17 protein-coding genes are annotated in these 15,925 nt (G+C 46.3%); 8 read left to right on the top strand and 9 right to left on the bottom strand.

What is annotated here, in order from left to right; all coding sequences use genetic code 11:
* Positions 1-42: 42 nt before the first annotated feature.
* From J4N45_RS24570 to J4N45_RS24555, 4 genes are all read right to left on the bottom strand, one after another.
* Positions 43-942: an amino acid ABC transporter ATP-binding protein gene (locus tag J4N45_RS24570; protein WP_286036911.1), complete on the bottom strand. Its 900-nt coding sequence runs from the start codon at positions 940-942 to the stop codon at positions 43-45.
* Positions 935-1,600 (bottom strand): amino acid ABC transporter permease, encoded by a 666-nt coding sequence (locus tag J4N45_RS24565; protein ID WP_252015124.1) that lies wholly within the window; start codon positions 1,598-1,600, stop codon positions 935-937. The genes J4N45_RS24570 and J4N45_RS24565 overlap by 8 nt, the downstream gene beginning before the upstream one ends.
* An 11-nt stretch (positions 1,601-1,611) precedes the next feature.
* Complete coding sequence (locus tag J4N45_RS24560; RefSeq protein ID WP_252015123.1) at positions 1,612-2,253, bottom strand: amino acid ABC transporter permease; 642 nt, start codon at positions 2,251-2,253, stop codon at positions 1,612-1,614.
* A 79-nt stretch (positions 2,254-2,332) separates the two neighbouring features.
* Positions 2,333-3,205 (bottom strand): transporter substrate-binding domain-containing protein, encoded by an 873-nt coding sequence (locus J4N45_RS24555; RefSeq protein ID WP_252015121.1) that lies wholly within the window; start codon positions 3,203-3,205, stop codon positions 2,333-2,335.
* Between the two features lie 207 nt (positions 3,206-3,412).
* Here J4N45_RS24555 and pdxR point away from each other — a divergent pair, with 207 nt between their 5' ends.
* Entirely contained in the window at positions 3,413-4,948 is a 1,536-nt protein-coding gene (gene pdxR / locus J4N45_RS24550) for a MocR-like pyridoxine biosynthesis transcription factor PdxR (RefSeq protein ID WP_252015119.1), read from the top strand.
* 83 nt (positions 4,949-5,031) lie between these two features.
* On the opposite strand, the gene J4N45_RS24545 is transcribed toward pdxR, so the two are convergent.
* Positions 5,032-6,345, bottom strand: coding sequence for an aspartate aminotransferase family protein (locus tag J4N45_RS24545; RefSeq protein WP_252015117.1), 1,314 nt, complete (start codon positions 6,343-6,345; stop codon positions 5,032-5,034).
* Positions 6,346-6,587: 242 nt separating this feature from the next.
* On the opposite strand from J4N45_RS24545, the gene J4N45_RS24540 reads away from it, so the two are divergent.
* From J4N45_RS24540 to hpaC, 3 genes are all read left to right on the top strand, one after another.
* Positions 6,588-7,307 carry a sulfite exporter TauE/SafE family protein gene (locus tag J4N45_RS24540; RefSeq protein ID WP_252015115.1) on the top strand — a complete coding sequence of 240 codons (720 nt, stop codon included), beginning with the start codon at positions 6,588-6,590 and terminating at the stop codon, positions 7,305-7,307.
* A gap of 30 nt (positions 7,308-7,337) precedes the next feature.
* On the top strand, positions 7,338-8,090 hold the full coding sequence (locus J4N45_RS24535; protein WP_234496495.1) for an SDR family NAD(P)-dependent oxidoreductase: 753 nt from the start codon (positions 7,338-7,340) through the stop codon (positions 8,088-8,090).
* A 272-nt stretch (positions 8,091-8,362) separates the two neighbouring features.
* A complete protein-coding gene (gene hpaC, locus J4N45_RS24530) occupies positions 8,363-8,869 on the top strand; it encodes a 4-hydroxyphenylacetate 3-monooxygenase, reductase component (RefSeq protein ID WP_252015113.1) in 507 nt (168 codons plus the stop codon).
* A gap of 54 nt (positions 8,870-8,923) precedes the next feature.
* Here hpaC and hpaR read toward each other — a convergent pair whose 3' ends face one another.
* The 4 genes from hpaR to J4N45_RS24510 form a co-directional block, all read right to left on the bottom strand.
* Positions 8,924-9,361, bottom strand: a complete 438-nt coding sequence (gene hpaR, locus J4N45_RS24525; protein ID WP_252015111.1) for a homoprotocatechuate degradation operon regulator HpaR — start codon at positions 9,359-9,361, stop codon at positions 8,924-8,926.
* A 146-nt stretch (positions 9,362-9,507) separates the two neighbouring features.
* A complete protein-coding gene (locus J4N45_RS24520) occupies positions 9,508-10,806 on the bottom strand; it encodes a TRAP transporter large permease (protein ID WP_252015109.1) in 1,299 nt (432 codons plus the stop codon).
* Positions 10,807-11,334 carry a TRAP transporter small permease gene (locus tag J4N45_RS24515; RefSeq protein WP_128650473.1) on the bottom strand — a complete coding sequence of 176 codons (528 nt, stop codon included), beginning with the start codon at positions 11,332-11,334 and terminating at the stop codon, positions 10,807-10,809.
* Positions 11,335-11,339: 5 nt separating this feature from the next.
* A complete protein-coding gene (locus J4N45_RS24510) occupies positions 11,340-12,365 on the bottom strand; it encodes a TRAP transporter substrate-binding protein (protein ID WP_042470147.1) in 1,026 nt (341 codons plus the stop codon).
* A gap of 503 nt (positions 12,366-12,868) precedes the next feature.
* Between J4N45_RS24510 and hpaH the strand changes: the two genes are divergently transcribed.
* The 4 genes from hpaH to J4N45_RS24490 are packed head-to-tail and all read left to right on the top strand — an operon-like array spanning position 12,869 to position 15,911.
* The gene (gene hpaH / locus J4N45_RS24505) at positions 12,869-13,672 is read left to right on the top strand and encodes a 2-oxo-hept-4-ene-1,7-dioate hydratase (RefSeq protein WP_252015107.1); all 804 of its coding nucleotides are present in this window, start codon (positions 12,869-12,871) and stop codon (positions 13,670-13,672) included.
* Between the two features lie 9 nt (positions 13,673-13,681).
* A complete protein-coding gene (gene hpaI / locus J4N45_RS24500; protein ID WP_252015105.1) occupies positions 13,682-14,482 on the top strand; it encodes a 4-hydroxy-2-oxoheptanedioate aldolase in 801 nt (266 codons plus the stop codon).
* Between the two features lie 14 nt (positions 14,483-14,496).
* Positions 14,497-15,147 carry a fumarylacetoacetate hydrolase family protein gene (locus tag J4N45_RS24495; RefSeq protein WP_252015103.1) on the top strand — a complete coding sequence of 217 codons (651 nt, stop codon included), beginning with the start codon at positions 14,497-14,499 and terminating at the stop codon, positions 15,145-15,147.
* Positions 15,144-15,911 (top strand): fumarylacetoacetate hydrolase family protein, encoded by a 768-nt coding sequence (locus J4N45_RS24490; protein ID WP_252015101.1) that lies wholly within the window; start codon positions 15,144-15,146, stop codon positions 15,909-15,911. The genes J4N45_RS24495 and J4N45_RS24490 overlap by 4 nt, the downstream gene beginning before the upstream one ends.
* The last annotated feature ends 14 nt before the right edge of the window (positions 15,912-15,925 follow it).

Raw genomic sequence — 15,925 nt, 5'->3', positions numbered from 1 at the left:
GCAGAAAATCGGAGATCAGACTCTCCGATTTTCGCAGGCGAGTTAGCTCGCATCGAGTTTCAAAAACTGCCTCACTCGAGTGGAATCTGGGTTGGTAAAGAATTTTTCTGGGGGATTTTTCTCAATCAATATGCCTTTTTCCAAAAACACAACTTGGTCAGAAACTTGTCGAGCGAAATCCATCTCATGGGTGACGATGACCATGGTATAGCCCTCTTTAGAGAGCTTTTGCATAACCGTTAGTACTTCCTCTACGAGCTCAGGGTCAAGAGCTGACGTTGGCTCATCGAAGAGCAGTACCTCAGGCTCCATTGCTAATGCGCGAGCAATAGCCACGCGCTGCTTCTGTCCTCCCGATAGCATGCTTGGGTAACTGTCGAGTTTGTGTGACATGCCAACCTTCTCTAGTTGTGTTTCCGCCATGCTCTCTGCGTCGGACTTCGACCACTTTTTCACATGAATGAGCGCTTCCATCACGTTTTGCTTAACCGTAAGGTGCGGCCATAAGTTGAAGCTTTGAAATACCATGCCGACGCGTTGGCGCATCTTGGCAAGCTCTTTGTATTTGGCTGGCTTGTTGGTCTCGGCGTTGACACCGATACGTTCTTCACCAACATAGATAAAACCGCGCTCCGGCTGCTCGAGCCAGTTAATGCAGCGCAACAAGGTAGATTTACCTGAGCCCGATGAGCCAAGAATACTGACGACTTCGCCTTTTTGTATATTGAGGTTGATGTCTCGAAGCACTTCGATGCCGTCAAACTGCTTAGATAGATTAATGATTTTGATGATTGAATCTTTATCATCTTCAATAGCATCTTGAGTAGTGTCAATTAATGGTGTTTCTTGGTGCTCAACGGTGTCAACGATGTGCAGCTCCGCACTTTCTTTAAATGTACTGAGTGGGATGTCTGGAGTAGTTTCAACTGATTGTTTAAGCATGACTTAGCCCTCGTTGTTGCACTTTGCTAAGTGCTAATTTGGTTACTTGTTCCACTGCGATACTGACCATCCAATACAAACCAATCGCGACGATAAAGGCGTTGAGTGGGATAAAGTAGGTAGATTGAATGCTGTTCGCAGCGGCGGTGATCTCGCTGACGGTAATGATGCTCAAAAATGCCGTATCCTTGAGACAGATAATGAGTTGATTCGCAATGAGTGGAATGGACTTAAACAACACGTTCGGTGCAATAACTCGAGTGAAAATCTTAAACTTCGAGAAGCCACAGGACTTGGCCGCTTCTATGAAGCCCTCATCCATGTCCTTTCTGACACCACGGAATATTTCGCAGAAATAGGTGCTGTGGTACAAACACAGTGAAACGAGACCGGCGGTGATAGCATCCATGCGAATGCCTACTTGTGGTAAGCCGTAATAGAGTAGGTAAGCGAGAATAAGAAACGGCAGCGTCCTCATAATGTTGATACTACCTCGCACGCAGTAGCTTAGACCTTTACTGCCATTTTCAAGCACGCTTAGAAGTGCTAATCCCATAAAAAAGCTTATCGTTGATGCAGACACAAACAGCATGACTGTCGTAAATAGGCCGTAGGTAAAGATCTCGCGTTGATCCCAAATAATTTGCCATTCGTTCATACTGTTTCCTCCTACGCGGCTAAGTTACTGGCTTTTTGCTCAGCCATATGTTGAAGCTTTATCAGTAAGCCGATGATGCACATATATAGGACTGCAGCGCAGAGTATTGGTCCTAGAGGTTCATAAGTGACGGCTGCGATACGGTTAGTTACGCGTGTTAGGTCTACCACACCAATGACGGCAATTGCTGGGCTGCCCTTAATTAAGAACGACATTTCATTCACAAGCGCAGGTAGGCTAACGATCACCATCTGTGGAAACATAATGCGGCGAAAGTAAACCAATCGAGACATGCCGATCGCTTCGGCAGCTTCTTTTTGTCCATTTGAAAAATTGAGAAACGCATTGCGCCAGATTTCAGCGTTGAACGCCGACGTATTGAGCGTTAGACATAAGATAGCGGAAAGGTGTTTGTCTAGATTGATGCCAAATGATGGGAAAGATAAGAAAATAAACAAGGCTAACGTGACCAGTGGTGTCGCTCTCGCCCAACTGACGTAGACGCCTAGAAATTGGTCTAAGAAAGGTACTTTCGCCATCCTAACCAGAGCAATCACGAGTCCTATGACAACGCCTAAAGCGATAGAAATAAGGGAGATCCAAGCGGTCGTCCACGCGCCTTCTAACAACTGCATCCATGCGTAGTAATCCATAATGTATGCACCTCCAAAAATATTGTTTAGGAATGTGGGCTTGCCGTTAAGTGGCAAGCCCATTTGCTTAGGTCATCGTTTAGCTAGGATTTACCGCAGTTAGTGAGTGGTATTGTTCAACTGAAGTAATCGGCTCGATTGGTAGGTCATCAAAGGATTCGCCGAACCATTTCTCTTGCAGCTCAGCTAATCGTCCTGTTTCTTTGAGGTGTTTGAAAAAGTCCGTTAGGTACGTCAATAGTTCTGGATTTTGTTTTGGTACTGGCCAACTTACGAAACCAGGACCAGATACCGCTTCACCCTTTTTAAACACTTTGGACTTAGTTTTCACTACTTCATTAACGGAAACGATGCTGTTAATGACATAGTCAACGCGTCCATTTGCGAGATCGGCATAGGCTTCTGGGTAGGATTGATATTCAACTACTCGACCTAGTGACTTACCCTCGGCTTCTAGCATGGTTTCAAGCTCAGGGAGACGCTCTAGCAGAGCGCTACCAGCTTGAAGGCCCACTGTTTTGCCATCCAAATCAGACACTCCAGATATCGAGTCATCCTTGGCTCGAGCTAAGAAGTAATGCTGGGCAGAGGCGATAGGGGGAGTGAAATCAAAAACTTGAAGTCTTGCATCGGTGACAATTGCACCAGTCAGAGCCAAGTCATATTGACCCGCAGAAACCGATGCCAGTAGGCCTGTCCAAGGTAGGATATCTTGCTTGACTTCAAACTTGGCGTATTCACGAAGCTCATCGAGAAGATCTTTGTTGATGCCGCTTGGCTGACCCTTCGCGATGTAGTTAAATGGTGAGTAGTTATCTTCTGTCGCCACCTTTAATACGCCCGACTCCAAAACCTGTGGAAGATCGGCACTGACAGCGCTAGCTGAAGAGCCCACTGCAAATGCAATTGCCGCGACTGAGAACCATTTTTTAATCTGCTTTCCATGTCCCATATATCCATCCTTTTCAATATTGTGAACGTTTTCTTTGAACACTTTCACTTTAGATATTTGTCACCATTCGGGGTTAGAGCCAATTTTAAAATCAGCATGGGACAGCTGCAGTTTGTAAATAAATAATACCTACTATCGTTATGGTCTATTTCTTGCTCTCTTAATTAACAGTTAGTCGTCGTAATGTATTTCTGAAGGGGTGACGTTGTGGCCGTGGATTATCAGTGTTTTATTGAGTTTGATTCAACCAGAAGCTTGCAGGAGCAGGTTCGTGAATACCTGGTGAAAGCGATTTTGTCGGGGATTTTTTCGCCTGAACAGGCGCTTCCATCTTGTCGTAAGCTGTCCCAACAACTGAAAGTTTCGAGGAATACTGTCTCTTTGGTGTATGAGAGTCTGCTAGACGATGGTTATCTAATTAGCCGCCCAAGAAGTGGGTATTATTTATCTGAGGGCTACAAAGAAAACTCGCAAGATAGTGCAGTGGATATTGAGCTAAGTGAAGATATTAGTGCAGACGCCGCACCAAACTGGGGCGATAAAATAAAGGTGAATACCCATCAATTTCCAAGGATCGTAAAACCTAGTCACTGGAGTTGCTATAAGTATCCATTTATTTATGGCCAGCCTTATATTAATGATTTTCCACTATCTCACTGGAGAGAGGCAACGAGAAAGGTAATTGCAGACTCCCACGATCATGGATGGCTCTGTGATAAGGTCGATAAGGATGTTGAGTTGCTCGTTGAACAGATACGAACTCGCGTTCTTCCGCAAAGGGGCATTCACGCCAGCAATGATGAGATCTTGATTACCATTGGATCTCAAAACGGCCTCTATTTGTTGTCTCAGTTGCTGATGAATCGTGATTCAAGGGTAGGTGTTGAGAATCCAGGCTACAAAGAGGCTTACAACATTTTCGGATTGGCAGGTGCGCAGTTGCATCCACATCAAGTTGATGATGAAGGTTTGAAACCAAACTCACTCTCTTCAATGTGCGATTATTTCTATGTGACACCAAGTCATCAAGCGCCAACGGGAGTGACGATGAGCCAACAGCGTCGAAAAGAGCTATTGGAACTTGCGCAGCGGAACGACGCCATCGTTATTGAAGATGACTACGACTCCAACAGTAACTTTGAGCTCAACCCTGCACCGGCTTTAAAAGCGCAAGACAAGTCGGGTAGAGTGATATACGTAAGTAGCTTCTCAAAAATTCTCGCGCCAGGCCTCAGACTTGGGTTCATTGTCGCTCCAGAGGAGCTCATTTATGAGCTGAGAGCGCTGCGTCGGTTGATGTTTCGTCATCCGCCGACTCGATTACAGATGGAGATGGCGCATTTCATCGCTCAAGGCTACTACGATAGCTTTGTACGTCGTTTTCGTGAGAACACCAGACAGCGCTGGGATATTATCAATGATGCCGTATCAAAACATATTCCATACTGCGACAAACTTGCCAAGAATGAACTGAGCAACGCACTATGGTTACAGACACCAGATAAGATAAGTAGCCAAAGACTTGTTTCGCGCGCAGCACAGCATGGGGTGTTAGTGGAAACCGGGTATTCGCACTTTATGACGGCATCTCAGCCCGAGTTAGAGGGTCAATCGACGATGTCTAATACGTTGATGAGTAACGATGCTAATCGCTATTTCAGGTTGGGGTTTCATTCCATTGATAAAGCACTAATACAACCCGGTATCATCGAGCTCGCCAAAGCGTTTGATGGGCTAAGGTAGTGCCTTAATAGTTTGGTTAGCGGATAGTTTAGTGAGAGTGAAAGATGAGTGCCAAGCAAATTGCTTGGCACTCATTACTTTTGTTAGTCGAATTCAGCTAAGACTTCATCAATAATAGCGACACCATGTTTGATCTCGTTTGGCTTGATAACCAGCGGTGGGGTGACATGAATTCGGTTGTTAACGATAAAGGTCAGCAGTCCTCGCTCAGTGAGCTTTTGCTTGATGAGCCCCATTTTCGCATTACTCAGCGGCTCTTTGGTTGATTTGTCTTCGACGAGTTCTACTGCCCAAAACATTCCCTTACCGCGAATGTTACCAATGACGCTGCGCTGGTCGTACAGGGCCATCAACGAAGGGCCGAGCAAAGAGTTTCCGATCTCATCGGCGTAATGAATGATGCCTTCTTCTTCCATTGCATCGATTGCCGCGACAATTGTCGACATGGCAAGTGGATGGCCTGAGTAGGTCAGTCCGCCCATAAAGAACTCAGACTTAAAAAACTCGCAGATAGCTTCGCTAACCATCACGCCACCCACGGGCACATATCCGGAGTTGACCCCTTTAGCAAAGGTCACAAGATCGGGTGTCACATTAAAGTGTTCAAACGCAAACCATTTACCAGTGCGTCCGAAGCCGACCATCACTTCATCGAAGATCAGCTGAATGCCATGTTGCGTCGCGATGTCACGCACACCTTGTAGGTAACCTTCAGGGGGCAATAGAAATCCAGCCGTTCCTGGGATGGTTTCAAGAATAATAGCGGCAATTGAGTTTGGTCCTTCGCACTCAATGACTCGTTTTAGGTGAGCAAGTGCGCGTTCGCATTCTTCTTGTTCGGATGTCGAGTTAAACTCGGTGCGATACAGATAAGGGTTGAAGAAGTGCACGTGGCCGCGACTATATTCATTCGGCACGCGTCTAAAGTCGCCGGTCGCTGCGATTGCTGAACCAGTGTTGCCATGGTACGAGCGATAGGCTGAGAGGACTTTATCGCGTCCAGTAAACTGCCTTGCCATACGAATGGCGTTCTCGTTAGCATCGGCACCCGCATTGGTGAAGAATACCTTTTTGAAGCTAGCGGGCGCACGCTCAAGAATGCGTTTGGCCGCCATACCGCGAGTGAAGTTGGCAGTAGCTGGCGCTATGGTTGCTAGCGTATCTGCCTGATTCTTGAGCGCCTCAATCACCTTGGGATGTTGATGACCGATGTTGGTGTTAACCAACTGGCTGCTAAAGTCCAAATACTCTTTTCCGTCAAAATCCCACATAGTGCAGCCTTGCCCATTAGCAATTGCGATCGGCGTCGCACTCTCTTGAACTGACCAAGAATGGAAGACGTGTTTATCCAGTTCAATAACGTCTTGGTTAGTAATTTCAGATGATAACAAATCCATTTTTCTCTCCTGTGCAATGACATCGCTCCTGAATCGCGAGCAGTACAGCTATCTTGGCGAGAAATGGCGTTATGGAAGTAGTGTCAGTTTCAAAAAAGTCGTGGGTCAGTAATTCCAGCGTCTGTCTGCCCTAGAGGATTCTTCAAACTGGCTCTATGGCGCCAAACGCAATCTATTTACATTGAAAACACACAGCACATCAGTATTGAGATATAGGGTCAGCACATTGGAACAGCATCATCATGGCATGGATTGAGATAGGGCTAGCATCGGTACTGATCGTTTTTGCAGGAGTGGTGCGTGGCTATTCCGGATTTGGTTTTGCGGTCATTGCAGCTCTGTGTTTGAACTTCGTTTTTACGCCGATGGAGTCGATTGTTATCGCCATTACGCTGGACCTACTCAGTAGCCTTTGCTTGCTACGAGGTGTGAATGCCGAGATAGACAAACCGCTAGTCAAGCAGTTGATTGCAGGCATGCTTATCGTTACGCCGTTTTCGCTATTTGTCGTGTCTTGGATTTCATCTGAGGCTTTGAAAATGTTAATCGCCGGACTGTCTATGGCGGCGGGAGGGCTGATAATGCTGGATTTAAGACTGCGTTGGCTCGACAAGCGATATTCACTCGCAGTAGGGGCGTTCTCCGGGTTTGGTATGACTGCCGGTTCTGCTGGTGGGCCACCGCTTATTTTGTACTTGTTGAATCTGACGATGAGCAGCAAAGAGCTCAGGGCAACAGCCATCGTCTTTTTTATGGTCAGTGCTTTGACCTCATTGGTGGGGTTAACGGCAATTGGAGCGGTTAATAGATATTTGATGTTGGTCGGTCTTACATTGCTGCCGTTTGCTTTAGTGGGTAATTTGCTTGGGCAAAAGATGCATCAATGGCTACCTGAGCTCTCGCCAAGGTTTACTACAGCTCCAATTTTAATGGGTTTAGCGCTCGTTACTTTTTTACTTTGATATGGACTTACTTTGAAAGGGAACAGCAAGATGAAGAAAATTGCATTTATTACTGGCGCAACTTCTGGTTTTGGACGCGCAGCCGCAGAGAAATTTGCAAGTGAGGGGTGGTCTTTAGTGCTATCGGGAAGACGCTTGGAAAGATTGTTAGATCTTAAGGAATGTTTAGATGTCCCAACGCATGTCATTCAGTTGGATGTACGAGATGCAGCGGCTGTGAAAGAGGCCGTCGAATCCCTACCGAGTGAGTTCTCAGAGATAACCGCACTTATCAATAATGCAGGGCTAGCGCTGGCGCCAGAAGGCGCTGCAGATGTGGACCTATCCGATTGGCACACCATGATTGATACCAACTGCACGGGGCTCGTCAACGTGACTCACGCCTTACTTCCGAAGCTAATTGAAGTAGGTGCGGGGACAACTATCATTAATGTTGGCTCTATTGCAGGACAGTGGCCCTATCCAGGCAGCCACGTTTATGGTGCAAGTAAGGCATTTGTTAAGCAGTTTAGCTACAACCTGCGCTGTGACCTTCAAGGCACAGGTGTAAGAGTGACAGATCTCGCTCCAGGTATTGCTGAGACAGAGTTTACCTTGGTAAGGACTAAAGGCGATCAAACGGCCTCGGATAACTTATACAAAGGTACAACTCCACTTAGCGCTCAAGACATTGCTGAGCATATGTTTTATATCGCCAATCTTCCCGAGCACATTAATATCAACAGAGTTGAGGTGATGCCGACACGTCAAGCTTGGTCACCGTTTGCCATTGATCGAGACTAGTCAGGTCACAACAAAAGATTGTTCATAACAGTAAACCCATATGCTTAGCATGTGGGTTTGTTGGTTTTGGGGCTGAAAATGATTGAAATCCATTCACCTACCTTATTACTTTACTTTTATCCCCTCGATGTATCACTCCAACTGCTGCGAAAAGTACAAGCGAACACGATAACTGTCTATGTTCCAATCTGCGTTAATAAACCACAATGAAAGCACATAACAGGGAGCGCTATCAAAAGCGCCAAAATCAGTCTAGCGAAAAGGAAGATACCATGTCTCTACAACAAGAATTTCGTAACGCGATGTCGAAGCTCGCAGCAGCCGTCAACATCGTAACCACGGGCGGTGAAGCGGGTACCATTGGCATTACCGCGACCGCAGTGTGCTCGGTAACAGATAGCCCAGCAACTTTGCTGGTGTGTGTGAACCGCTCCAGTGCTTCTAATGATATCTTTAAGCGCAATGGTCGTATGTGCATCAATACCTGTGCGAGTGAACACCAGGAAATGTCCATGCACTTTGCTGGAATGACAGGATTAGAGATGGAAGAGCGTTTCGAGCTGGAAGGTTGGAAGCTCAACCAGCATCAGGTACCAGTTTTGAACGGTGCACTAACCACGCTTGAGGGTCGCATCAGTGATATGAAAGAAGTGGGGACGCACACGGTGTTCTTTTTAGAAGTCGAGGCAATCACGACACAAGACAAAGATGCGCTCATGTACTTTGACCGTCAGTTCAAACATCTACAAGCAGATGTGAAGGTCGCCGAAGTGGCATAGTCGTTAAAAAGCTAAGTAGGAATAAAAATAAAAACACCCGCATAAGCGGGTGTTTTAGTGTTTGCTCGCGATAAGTTCGTTGAGCAAGTTAGAGAGTTCTGAATAACGCTCCTCTCCAATACGCTCTTTTAGAGCGACGTATTGCTCTTCAATTTGAGGTCGCAACCGCTCTACCAAACTTTCCGCTTTAGCGGTTAGGTGAATGTAGGACTTGCGTCCGTCGTGTTCGCACTTCTTCTTCTCTACATAACCAAGCTTTTCGAGTCGATTGATAATTCCAGTGAGACTGGGACTGAGAATACAAGACTCACGAGATAGGGTAGTGAAGTCGATTTCGCCTTTGGTGTCCAATACACGCATAACGCGCCATTGCTGCTCGGTAAGGTCGTTACTTGCCAGCACGGGACGGAAATATTCCATGGCGATGTCTCTGGCTCTAATCAGTTGGAGCGGCAGAGAATCTTCGTATTTTGTCACTAAGTTAACCTTCATAATTTCCTTACTACTAATAAACCATATATCAGAAATAAAATGAAGTCATCCGATTGATATATGGTGATTTATTTGTCAATAAATACAGCTAGATATTTTACTCTAAATGAAAAAGTGGCTTCCCCAAAGGAAAGCCACTTTGCTTTTTAATACAACATGTTAGGCAAGAACAACACAATAGCGGGTATCAGAACAATAACGGCTAATCGAACCATATCTGCTACCCAAAATGGGAACACGCCTTTGAAAATAGTACCGGTGTTAATGTCTTTGATAATGCCCGAGAGAACAAATACGTTCAGACCCACTGGTGGGGTTATCAAGCTGATCTCCGTTACCACCACAACAACAATACCGAACCAGATAGGATCGAAGCCCAATTCAACCACGACAGGGAAGAAGATTGGCACCGTCAGTAGCATCATCGACATACTTTCAAACACGCAGCCTAGAATGATGTAGAGCAGTAGAATTAAACCGAGCGCCATCATTGGTGTTACGTTAGCGGCTTGAATCATTTCAACTAAGGCAGTTGGCAGCCCAGCACGGTTAATAAAGTTAGACAGAATCAACGCGCAAATGACAACAGCGAAGAGTGAAGCGGACGTTTTTGCAGTATCCACCAAAATATCACGCATCACCTGATAGTTGAGCTTGCGTCGATATGCGGCGAGCGCAAATGCACCTGTTGCACCTATACCAGCTGCTTCCGTTGGCGTAAAGGCTCCCACATAGATGCCTCCCATCACAAGCACAAACAAGAGTAGCGTTGAGAGGATGCCTTTTAGTGCGATAAATCTTTGCCCCCAAGGTATGCGCTCACCAGGAGGTGCACTTTCAGGGGAGCGGAATACAACCCATTGTACTGCCGCAAGATAGAGCCCAATACCTAGCAATCCCGGTAAGAAACCTGCTGCGAACAACTCGCGAATACTGCTCTCAGTGAGCAGCCCATAAATTACCAGCATGACACTCGGGGGAATAAGGATCCCAAGTGTACCTCCTGCCGCAATGGACGCAGCTGCTAAGCCATCAGAGTAGCCATACTTTCGCATCGGCGGCATGGCAACTTGTGACATGGTGGCAGAGGTTGCAAGACTAGACCCGCATATTGCAGAGAACCCACCGCAAGCGAGAATCGTCGACATGGATAGCCCGCCTCGCTTGTGCCCAACAAAGGCATTACAAGCACGATAAAGCTCATTTGATAAACCTGCTTTGGTTACAAAGTTGCCCATTAAGATGAATAATGGAATGACCGAAAGACTGTAGTCTTGACCGGTATCGATGATGCGTCTTGCGGCCATCGACATAGCGGCATTCCAGTTGTAGTCGTTGATATACCAAAAGCCGATAAATCCAACCACACCCATCGCAAACGCGAGAGGGAGGCGAAGAAATACCATAATGATCAATGCAGTAAAGCCGATAATTGACTCAATCATTTACGCCTCCTTGCTATTTGTATTGACGGTTGGGGCAGGGCTCTTTTTACTAAACAAGCCTTTTGCATACACCAGTGCGTTGAACCCTGTAAGTGCGCCACCAACAAAGCCGGTTATGGAGATGAGATAGGTGACATAGCCTAGTGGCATTTCAAGGATCTCGGTCACCTCCTCGTATTCCAGAGAGCGTCCGGCTAGCTTCCAGTTCATCATTGCCACCAAAATAAGCGAGCAGCTGCAGATGAGGTTAATCACAATCTGCCTCACGCCAATCCACTTCTCTGGGAAGTAGTTGTCGAGCAGGTCAACACATATATTTTCTTCATTCCACGACACCAGTGGAAACGCCATAAAAACCATCACTGCGAGCAATACTTCGATGAGCTCAGTAGACCCCATCACGGGAGCGTTAAAGAAGTATCGACCAGTCACATCAACGAACGTTATCAACATCATGAGAAGTAGGCTGATGGCGGCGAGAGTTTCCAGCCCTCGCCGTATGGTCTTAGCAACACTAAAACCATTCATAGTGATTACAATCCTTGATCAAGTTGTTGGTAGAAATACTCATAAGCTGCAGGACCATCGACCTTGCGCTTTTTCGCGACCTTGTACCAGTTATTGACGAGTGGTTCGCTGGATTTCTTCAACGACTCAATCATCTCAGGTGTAGCTGGAGTGAAGGTATGCCCGCCCTCTAAAGCGGTTTCGTAAGCGGCATTGTCTACGTCATCCCACATTTTGCCGAACAAACGCGAGAGTTTTTCGCCGGAAACATCTTTGATCGCTTGTTGATCTTCTTTAGAGAGTCCACGGAAGGTATCGATGTTCATAACAATGGCAAAGCTGCCGCGATATAGGCCGCCAGGAATCACTAGTGTATTGTCTGCAACTTCGGCAAGTCGGAATGAACTCAGCGCCTCAACCGGTTGATATGCGCCTTCAACGACACCTTGAGAGATAGACTCATAAACTTTAGTCGTTGGAATGAAAACTGGAGTCACCTTCATATCTTTGGCGACAGAAGAAATCACACCACCACCGACGCGAATTTTCTTACCCTGTATAGCTTCAAGGGACTCTACGGGGTTTTTAGTAATAAGCTGACCGGGTCCGTGGACGCTCAATGCCATCACTTCAACACCGCGGTGCTCACGCCCTTTCTTAAGGTACTTATCGTAGGTTCGCCAGTAAGCTTGCGACATTAACTCAGAGCTTGTGCCTTCAGAAAAGGTTGGAATTTCAGGTAACTGAGTCAACTGAAAGCGTCCTGCTTTGTGACCATGAAAAATCCAAGTGACATCACCGATGCCATCTGTAACGACATCAACTTGTGTTTGTGGTGGGGCGAGATCGTATTCAATTTTGATACCGACACGACCATCAGTCGCTTCTTCTATCCATTGTCCCCAAGTTGGCCATACAACCTTGTTGATGCCATGGTTGGGTGAACCCCAAGTACTGATTTTAATGACTTTTTCTGGTTCAGCATGTACGGAAAAAGATCCCATAAGAAGTAGAGCAGTTGTAGTAATAGCGGCGACTTTATTTACTCGCATAACGTCTTTCCTTTCGTTTCACGGTTTATTAGTTGCTCGGTCCTGCTTGAGCATTGCCCACTTAGTGAGTCGTTGTTTTGTTGATTACTTAATATATTAACTAGTTTTGCTCAAAATCAAATCACCAGTGTTAATTAAATGTATCAATAATGCTTAATATGTTAACTAGATCAATGAATCAAAAATTAATCAGGGTTTTGTAAAACACTCTTAGTGATAGATGCCTCACTTTGCTCTGAATACCCATCAAAAATCATGACTCCTGTCACGGTAAGCGTGAAATGAAGTTACATTTCATCATTCTGTAAAATTGGAGTTTTAATTAAATTTATTTAAAAACAGCAGCTTAATCTGGATTTTGTCATTTCTGGACTTTATTTAACATATTAACTAAAGTACTTAACATATTAATTACTTTGGGCGGGTAACCGCTCAATCAGCAAGACCAAAATAGAAAACAATAAGTCATTGCTTTAGCCAGCACGGAAACGAAAGGAAATCGAATGTTAACAGAAGAGCAAATTCAAGTAGCTGCCGAACGTCTCTATAAGGCAGAGAAAACCAGAGAGCAGATCGCTGCTCTTACGTTGGATTACCCAGAAATGTCGATGGACGATGCCTACAAGATCCAGAGCCGCTGGGTGGAACGCAAAAAACGCGAAGGGGCAGAGGTTAAAGGTTACAAAATCGGGCTGACGTCACGCGCTATGCAAATGGCCGTCAATATCAACCAACCTGACTACGGTGTGCTTTTGGATGACATGTTTTTTTCTGATGGTGCGCAGATCCCAGTTTCAGACTTTCTAGACCCCCGCATCGAAGTAGAGCTGGCTTTTGTTCTAAAGGACAAATTAGAAGGTGACAATGTCACTATTTTCGATGTCCTCAACGCGACCGATTACGTCATTCCGGCACTTGAACTTATTGCAGCTCGATGCCATCGAACCGATCCCGAGACAGGCTATACCCGCAAGGTGTACGACACCATCGCTGACAACGCTGCAAACGCAGGCATCATTTTAGGTGGACGACCGATCAAACCAACAGAAATCGACCTTCGATGGGCTGGCGCCATGTTGTATCTCAATGGACAGATCGAAGAAACCGGCCTTGCTGCTGGGGTATTGGGCCATCCTGCAAATGGTATTTGCTGGGTCTGCAAGCGCTTTGCGCCGCACGGTGTCTCTCTTGAACCAGGTCAGGTCATTCTAGCGGGCTCCTTTACAAGACCCGTTCCTGTGAAAGAAGGCGATACGATTCATGCTGACTTTGGTCCGTTAGGCGGTATTTCAGTCAAGTTCGTGTAGGGGAAAGTTATGTTGGAAAACCAATTTAAACAGTCGCTATCAGGTAATGACCCTCTTTGGGGATTGTGGCTAGGACTGCCAGATACAAGCTGCGCAGAGATCTGCGGTGGAGCAGGGTTCGATTGGGTATTAATCGATGGTGAACATGCCTCGTTCGACCTAACCAATATTAAGTTTCATCTGCAAGCGCTCGCGCCATACAACACGTCACCAATAGTCCGTGCTGAAGATGCTAACCCGACACTGATAAAGCGACTGTTAGATATTGGTGCACAAACTTTGCTGGTGCCAATGATTAATACCGCTGAACAAGCAGAAAATGTCGTGAAATCAGCCTTATACCCGCCGCTTGGTACTCGTGGTATTGGAAGTGCGCTCGCACGAGCATCGCAGTGGAATCGCATTCCACAGTATCTGCACCGCGCTAACGACCAGATTTGCATTTTGGTTCAAGTAGAGACCAAAGAAGCGATCGAAAACATTGAGGCAATTGCCGCTGTTGAGGGCATTGATGGCATTTTCATTGGTCCGTCAGACCTAAGTGGTTCGATGGGGCACATTGGAAACCCTAGTCACCCTGAAGTGACTGCCGCCATCGACCACGCAATCGACGTGATTCAAAAAGCCGGCAAAGCAGTGGGAATACTCTCTCTAAACCCAACTCAAGCGAAAGACTATGCCGAACGCGGCGTTACTTTCATCGGCGCTGGCGTCGATACGCTGCTTCTTCGCCTAAGCGCGGAGCAGCTCGCATACAAACTTAAACACGTTGACGATATTGAAACCCCCGTCATCGATAACGTCTATTAAAGGTAGGAAAAACGATGAATGCGAAATTACAAGGGAAAGTAGTTTGCGTGGCGCTCAACGATAGCCAGCAGCTCGAAAACCTAGCTGACACCTTTGAGCAACCACCATACAAGGCATTACCGACAGAGCCTGTGCTGTATTTCAAGCCACGCAATACTTGGAACAAAGATAACCGCGCTATCGAATGGCCCGTGAAGCAAAACGAACTCGTTGTTGGTGCGAGTCTCGCAGTGATTATTGGCAAGCGTTGCTGCCGAGTGACTCAAGAAGAAGCTCTTAACTATGTGGAAGGGTTTGCGCTGTTTCATGATTTTTCTTTGCCAGAAGCAAGCTATTACCGTCCAGATATCAAGGGTAAATGTATCGACAAATCTGCCACGATATCGGTCCCTGCGCTCACGTCAGACTTGAGTAACTACAAAGAACTGGAGTTGGTGACAGCAGTCAATGGTTCGGTGAAGCGCTACTTTCCTCTAAGTCGATTAGAGCGTGATGTTGAGCAACTACTTGAGAAGATCTCTCGCATTATGACGCTTGAAAAAGGGGATGTCATCGCGGTTGGTTTTGCGGGTGAGCGCGTCGAACTTCAACCATATGATCAAGTTACTTCGACACTTGGTGAGGTACTACGTTTAGACAATATTGTCGCAGGAGGTGAGGAATGAAACGCGCACGTATTCAATATCAACAACAAGTGTTGAATGTGACAGTCAATGACGATCTATCGGTGAATACCGAAGCGGGTGATGTCATTGAGTCAGGAGCTTATGAGTTTTTAGTCCCTGTAGAGAACCCAGGAACGATTTTCGCGCTAGGACTTAACTATGCCGATCATGCGTCAGAGCTCGCCTTTGAACCACCTAAAGAACCGTTAGTTTTCCTCAAGGGTCAAAACACGCTAACACCGCACGGCAAGCCATCATATCGACCAGATAGCATCGAATTTATGCATTATGAGTGTGAGCTAGTTGCTGTAATTGGTAAGGAAGCGCGTAACGTGAAGCGTGAGGATGCGCTGCAATATGTGAGTGGTTTTACGGTGTGCAATGACTACGCGATTCGCGACTACTTAGAGAATTACTACCGACCAAACCTAAGGGTGAAAAGCCGAGACTCACTGTGTCCTATTGGTCCGTGGATTGTGGATGTAGACGACATTGAAGATGTCACCAACCTCAAACTTGAAACTCAGGTTAATGGCGAAGTGACTCAGGTTGGGACGACGGCCGACATGATCTTCGATGTGCCTTTCTTGATTGAGTACTTGAGTGAATTTATGACCCTAAAACCGGGCGATCTTATCGCGACAGGCACGCCTAAAGGACTAAAAGACATTCATCCAGGCGATGTGGTTCGCTGCGAAATCGAAGGAATTGGCGCGCTCGAAAATCCAGTGCTCTCAGAGCAAGATTTTTACGCTCAGCGATAGCTCAGAATAAGAAA

This window comes from Vibrio sp. SCSIO 43140, assembly GCF_023716585.1.
Lineage (GTDB): Bacteria > Pseudomonadota > Gammaproteobacteria > Enterobacterales > Vibrionaceae > Vibrio > Vibrio maritimus_B.
The sequence above is the reverse complement of the archived record's forward strand: the minus strand, read 5'-3'. Positions and strand labels throughout refer to the sequence as shown.

Bases quoted from the DNA above. Each gene is read 5' to 3' on its own strand.
- J4N45_RS24570 (WP_286036911.1), bottom strand. From the start codon at position 942: ATGCTTAAACAATCAGTTGAAACTACTCCAGACATCCCACTCAGTACA.
- J4N45_RS24565 (WP_252015124.1), bottom strand. From the start codon at position 1,600: ATGAACGAATGGCAAATTATTTGGGATCAACGCGAGATCTTTACCTAC.
- J4N45_RS24560 (WP_252015123.1), bottom strand. From the start codon at position 2,253: ATGGATTACTACGCATGGATGCAGTTGTTAGAAGGCGCGTGGACGACC.
- J4N45_RS24555 (WP_252015121.1), bottom strand. From the start codon at position 3,205: ATGGGACATGGAAAGCAGATTAAAAAATGGTTCTCAGTCGCGGCAATT.
- J4N45_RS24545 (WP_252015117.1), bottom strand. From the start codon at position 6,345: ATGGATTTGTTATCATCTGAAATTACTAACCAAGACGTTATTGAACTG.
- J4N45_RS24540 (WP_252015115.1), top strand. From the start codon at position 6,588: ATGGCATGGATTGAGATAGGGCTAGCATCGGTACTGATCGTTTTTGCA.
- J4N45_RS24535 (WP_234496495.1), top strand. From the start codon at position 7,338: ATGAAGAAAATTGCATTTATTACTGGCGCAACTTCTGGTTTTGGACGC.
- hpaC (WP_252015113.1), top strand. From the start codon at position 8,363: ATGTCTCTACAACAAGAATTTCGTAACGCGATGTCGAAGCTCGCAGCA.
- hpaR (WP_252015111.1), bottom strand. From the start codon at position 9,361: ATGAAGGTTAACTTAGTGACAAAATACGAAGATTCTCTGCCGCTCCAA.
- J4N45_RS24520 (WP_252015109.1), bottom strand. From the start codon at position 10,806: ATGATTGAGTCAATTATCGGCTTTACTGCATTGATCATTATGGTATTT.
- J4N45_RS24515 (WP_128650473.1), bottom strand. From the start codon at position 11,334: ATGAATGGTTTTAGTGTTGCTAAGACCATACGGCGAGGGCTGGAAACT.
- J4N45_RS24510 (WP_042470147.1), bottom strand. From the start codon at position 12,365: ATGCGAGTAAATAAAGTCGCCGCTATTACTACAACTGCTCTACTTCTT.
- hpaH (WP_252015107.1), top strand. From the start codon at position 12,869: ATGTTAACAGAAGAGCAAATTCAAGTAGCTGCCGAACGTCTCTATAAG.
- hpaI (WP_252015105.1), top strand. From the start codon at position 13,682: ATGTTGGAAAACCAATTTAAACAGTCGCTATCAGGTAATGACCCTCTT.
- J4N45_RS24495 (WP_252015103.1), top strand. From the start codon at position 14,497: ATGAATGCGAAATTACAAGGGAAAGTAGTTTGCGTGGCGCTCAACGAT.
- J4N45_RS24490 (WP_252015101.1), top strand. From the start codon at position 15,144: ATGAAACGCGCACGTATTCAATATCAACAACAAGTGTTGAATGTGACA.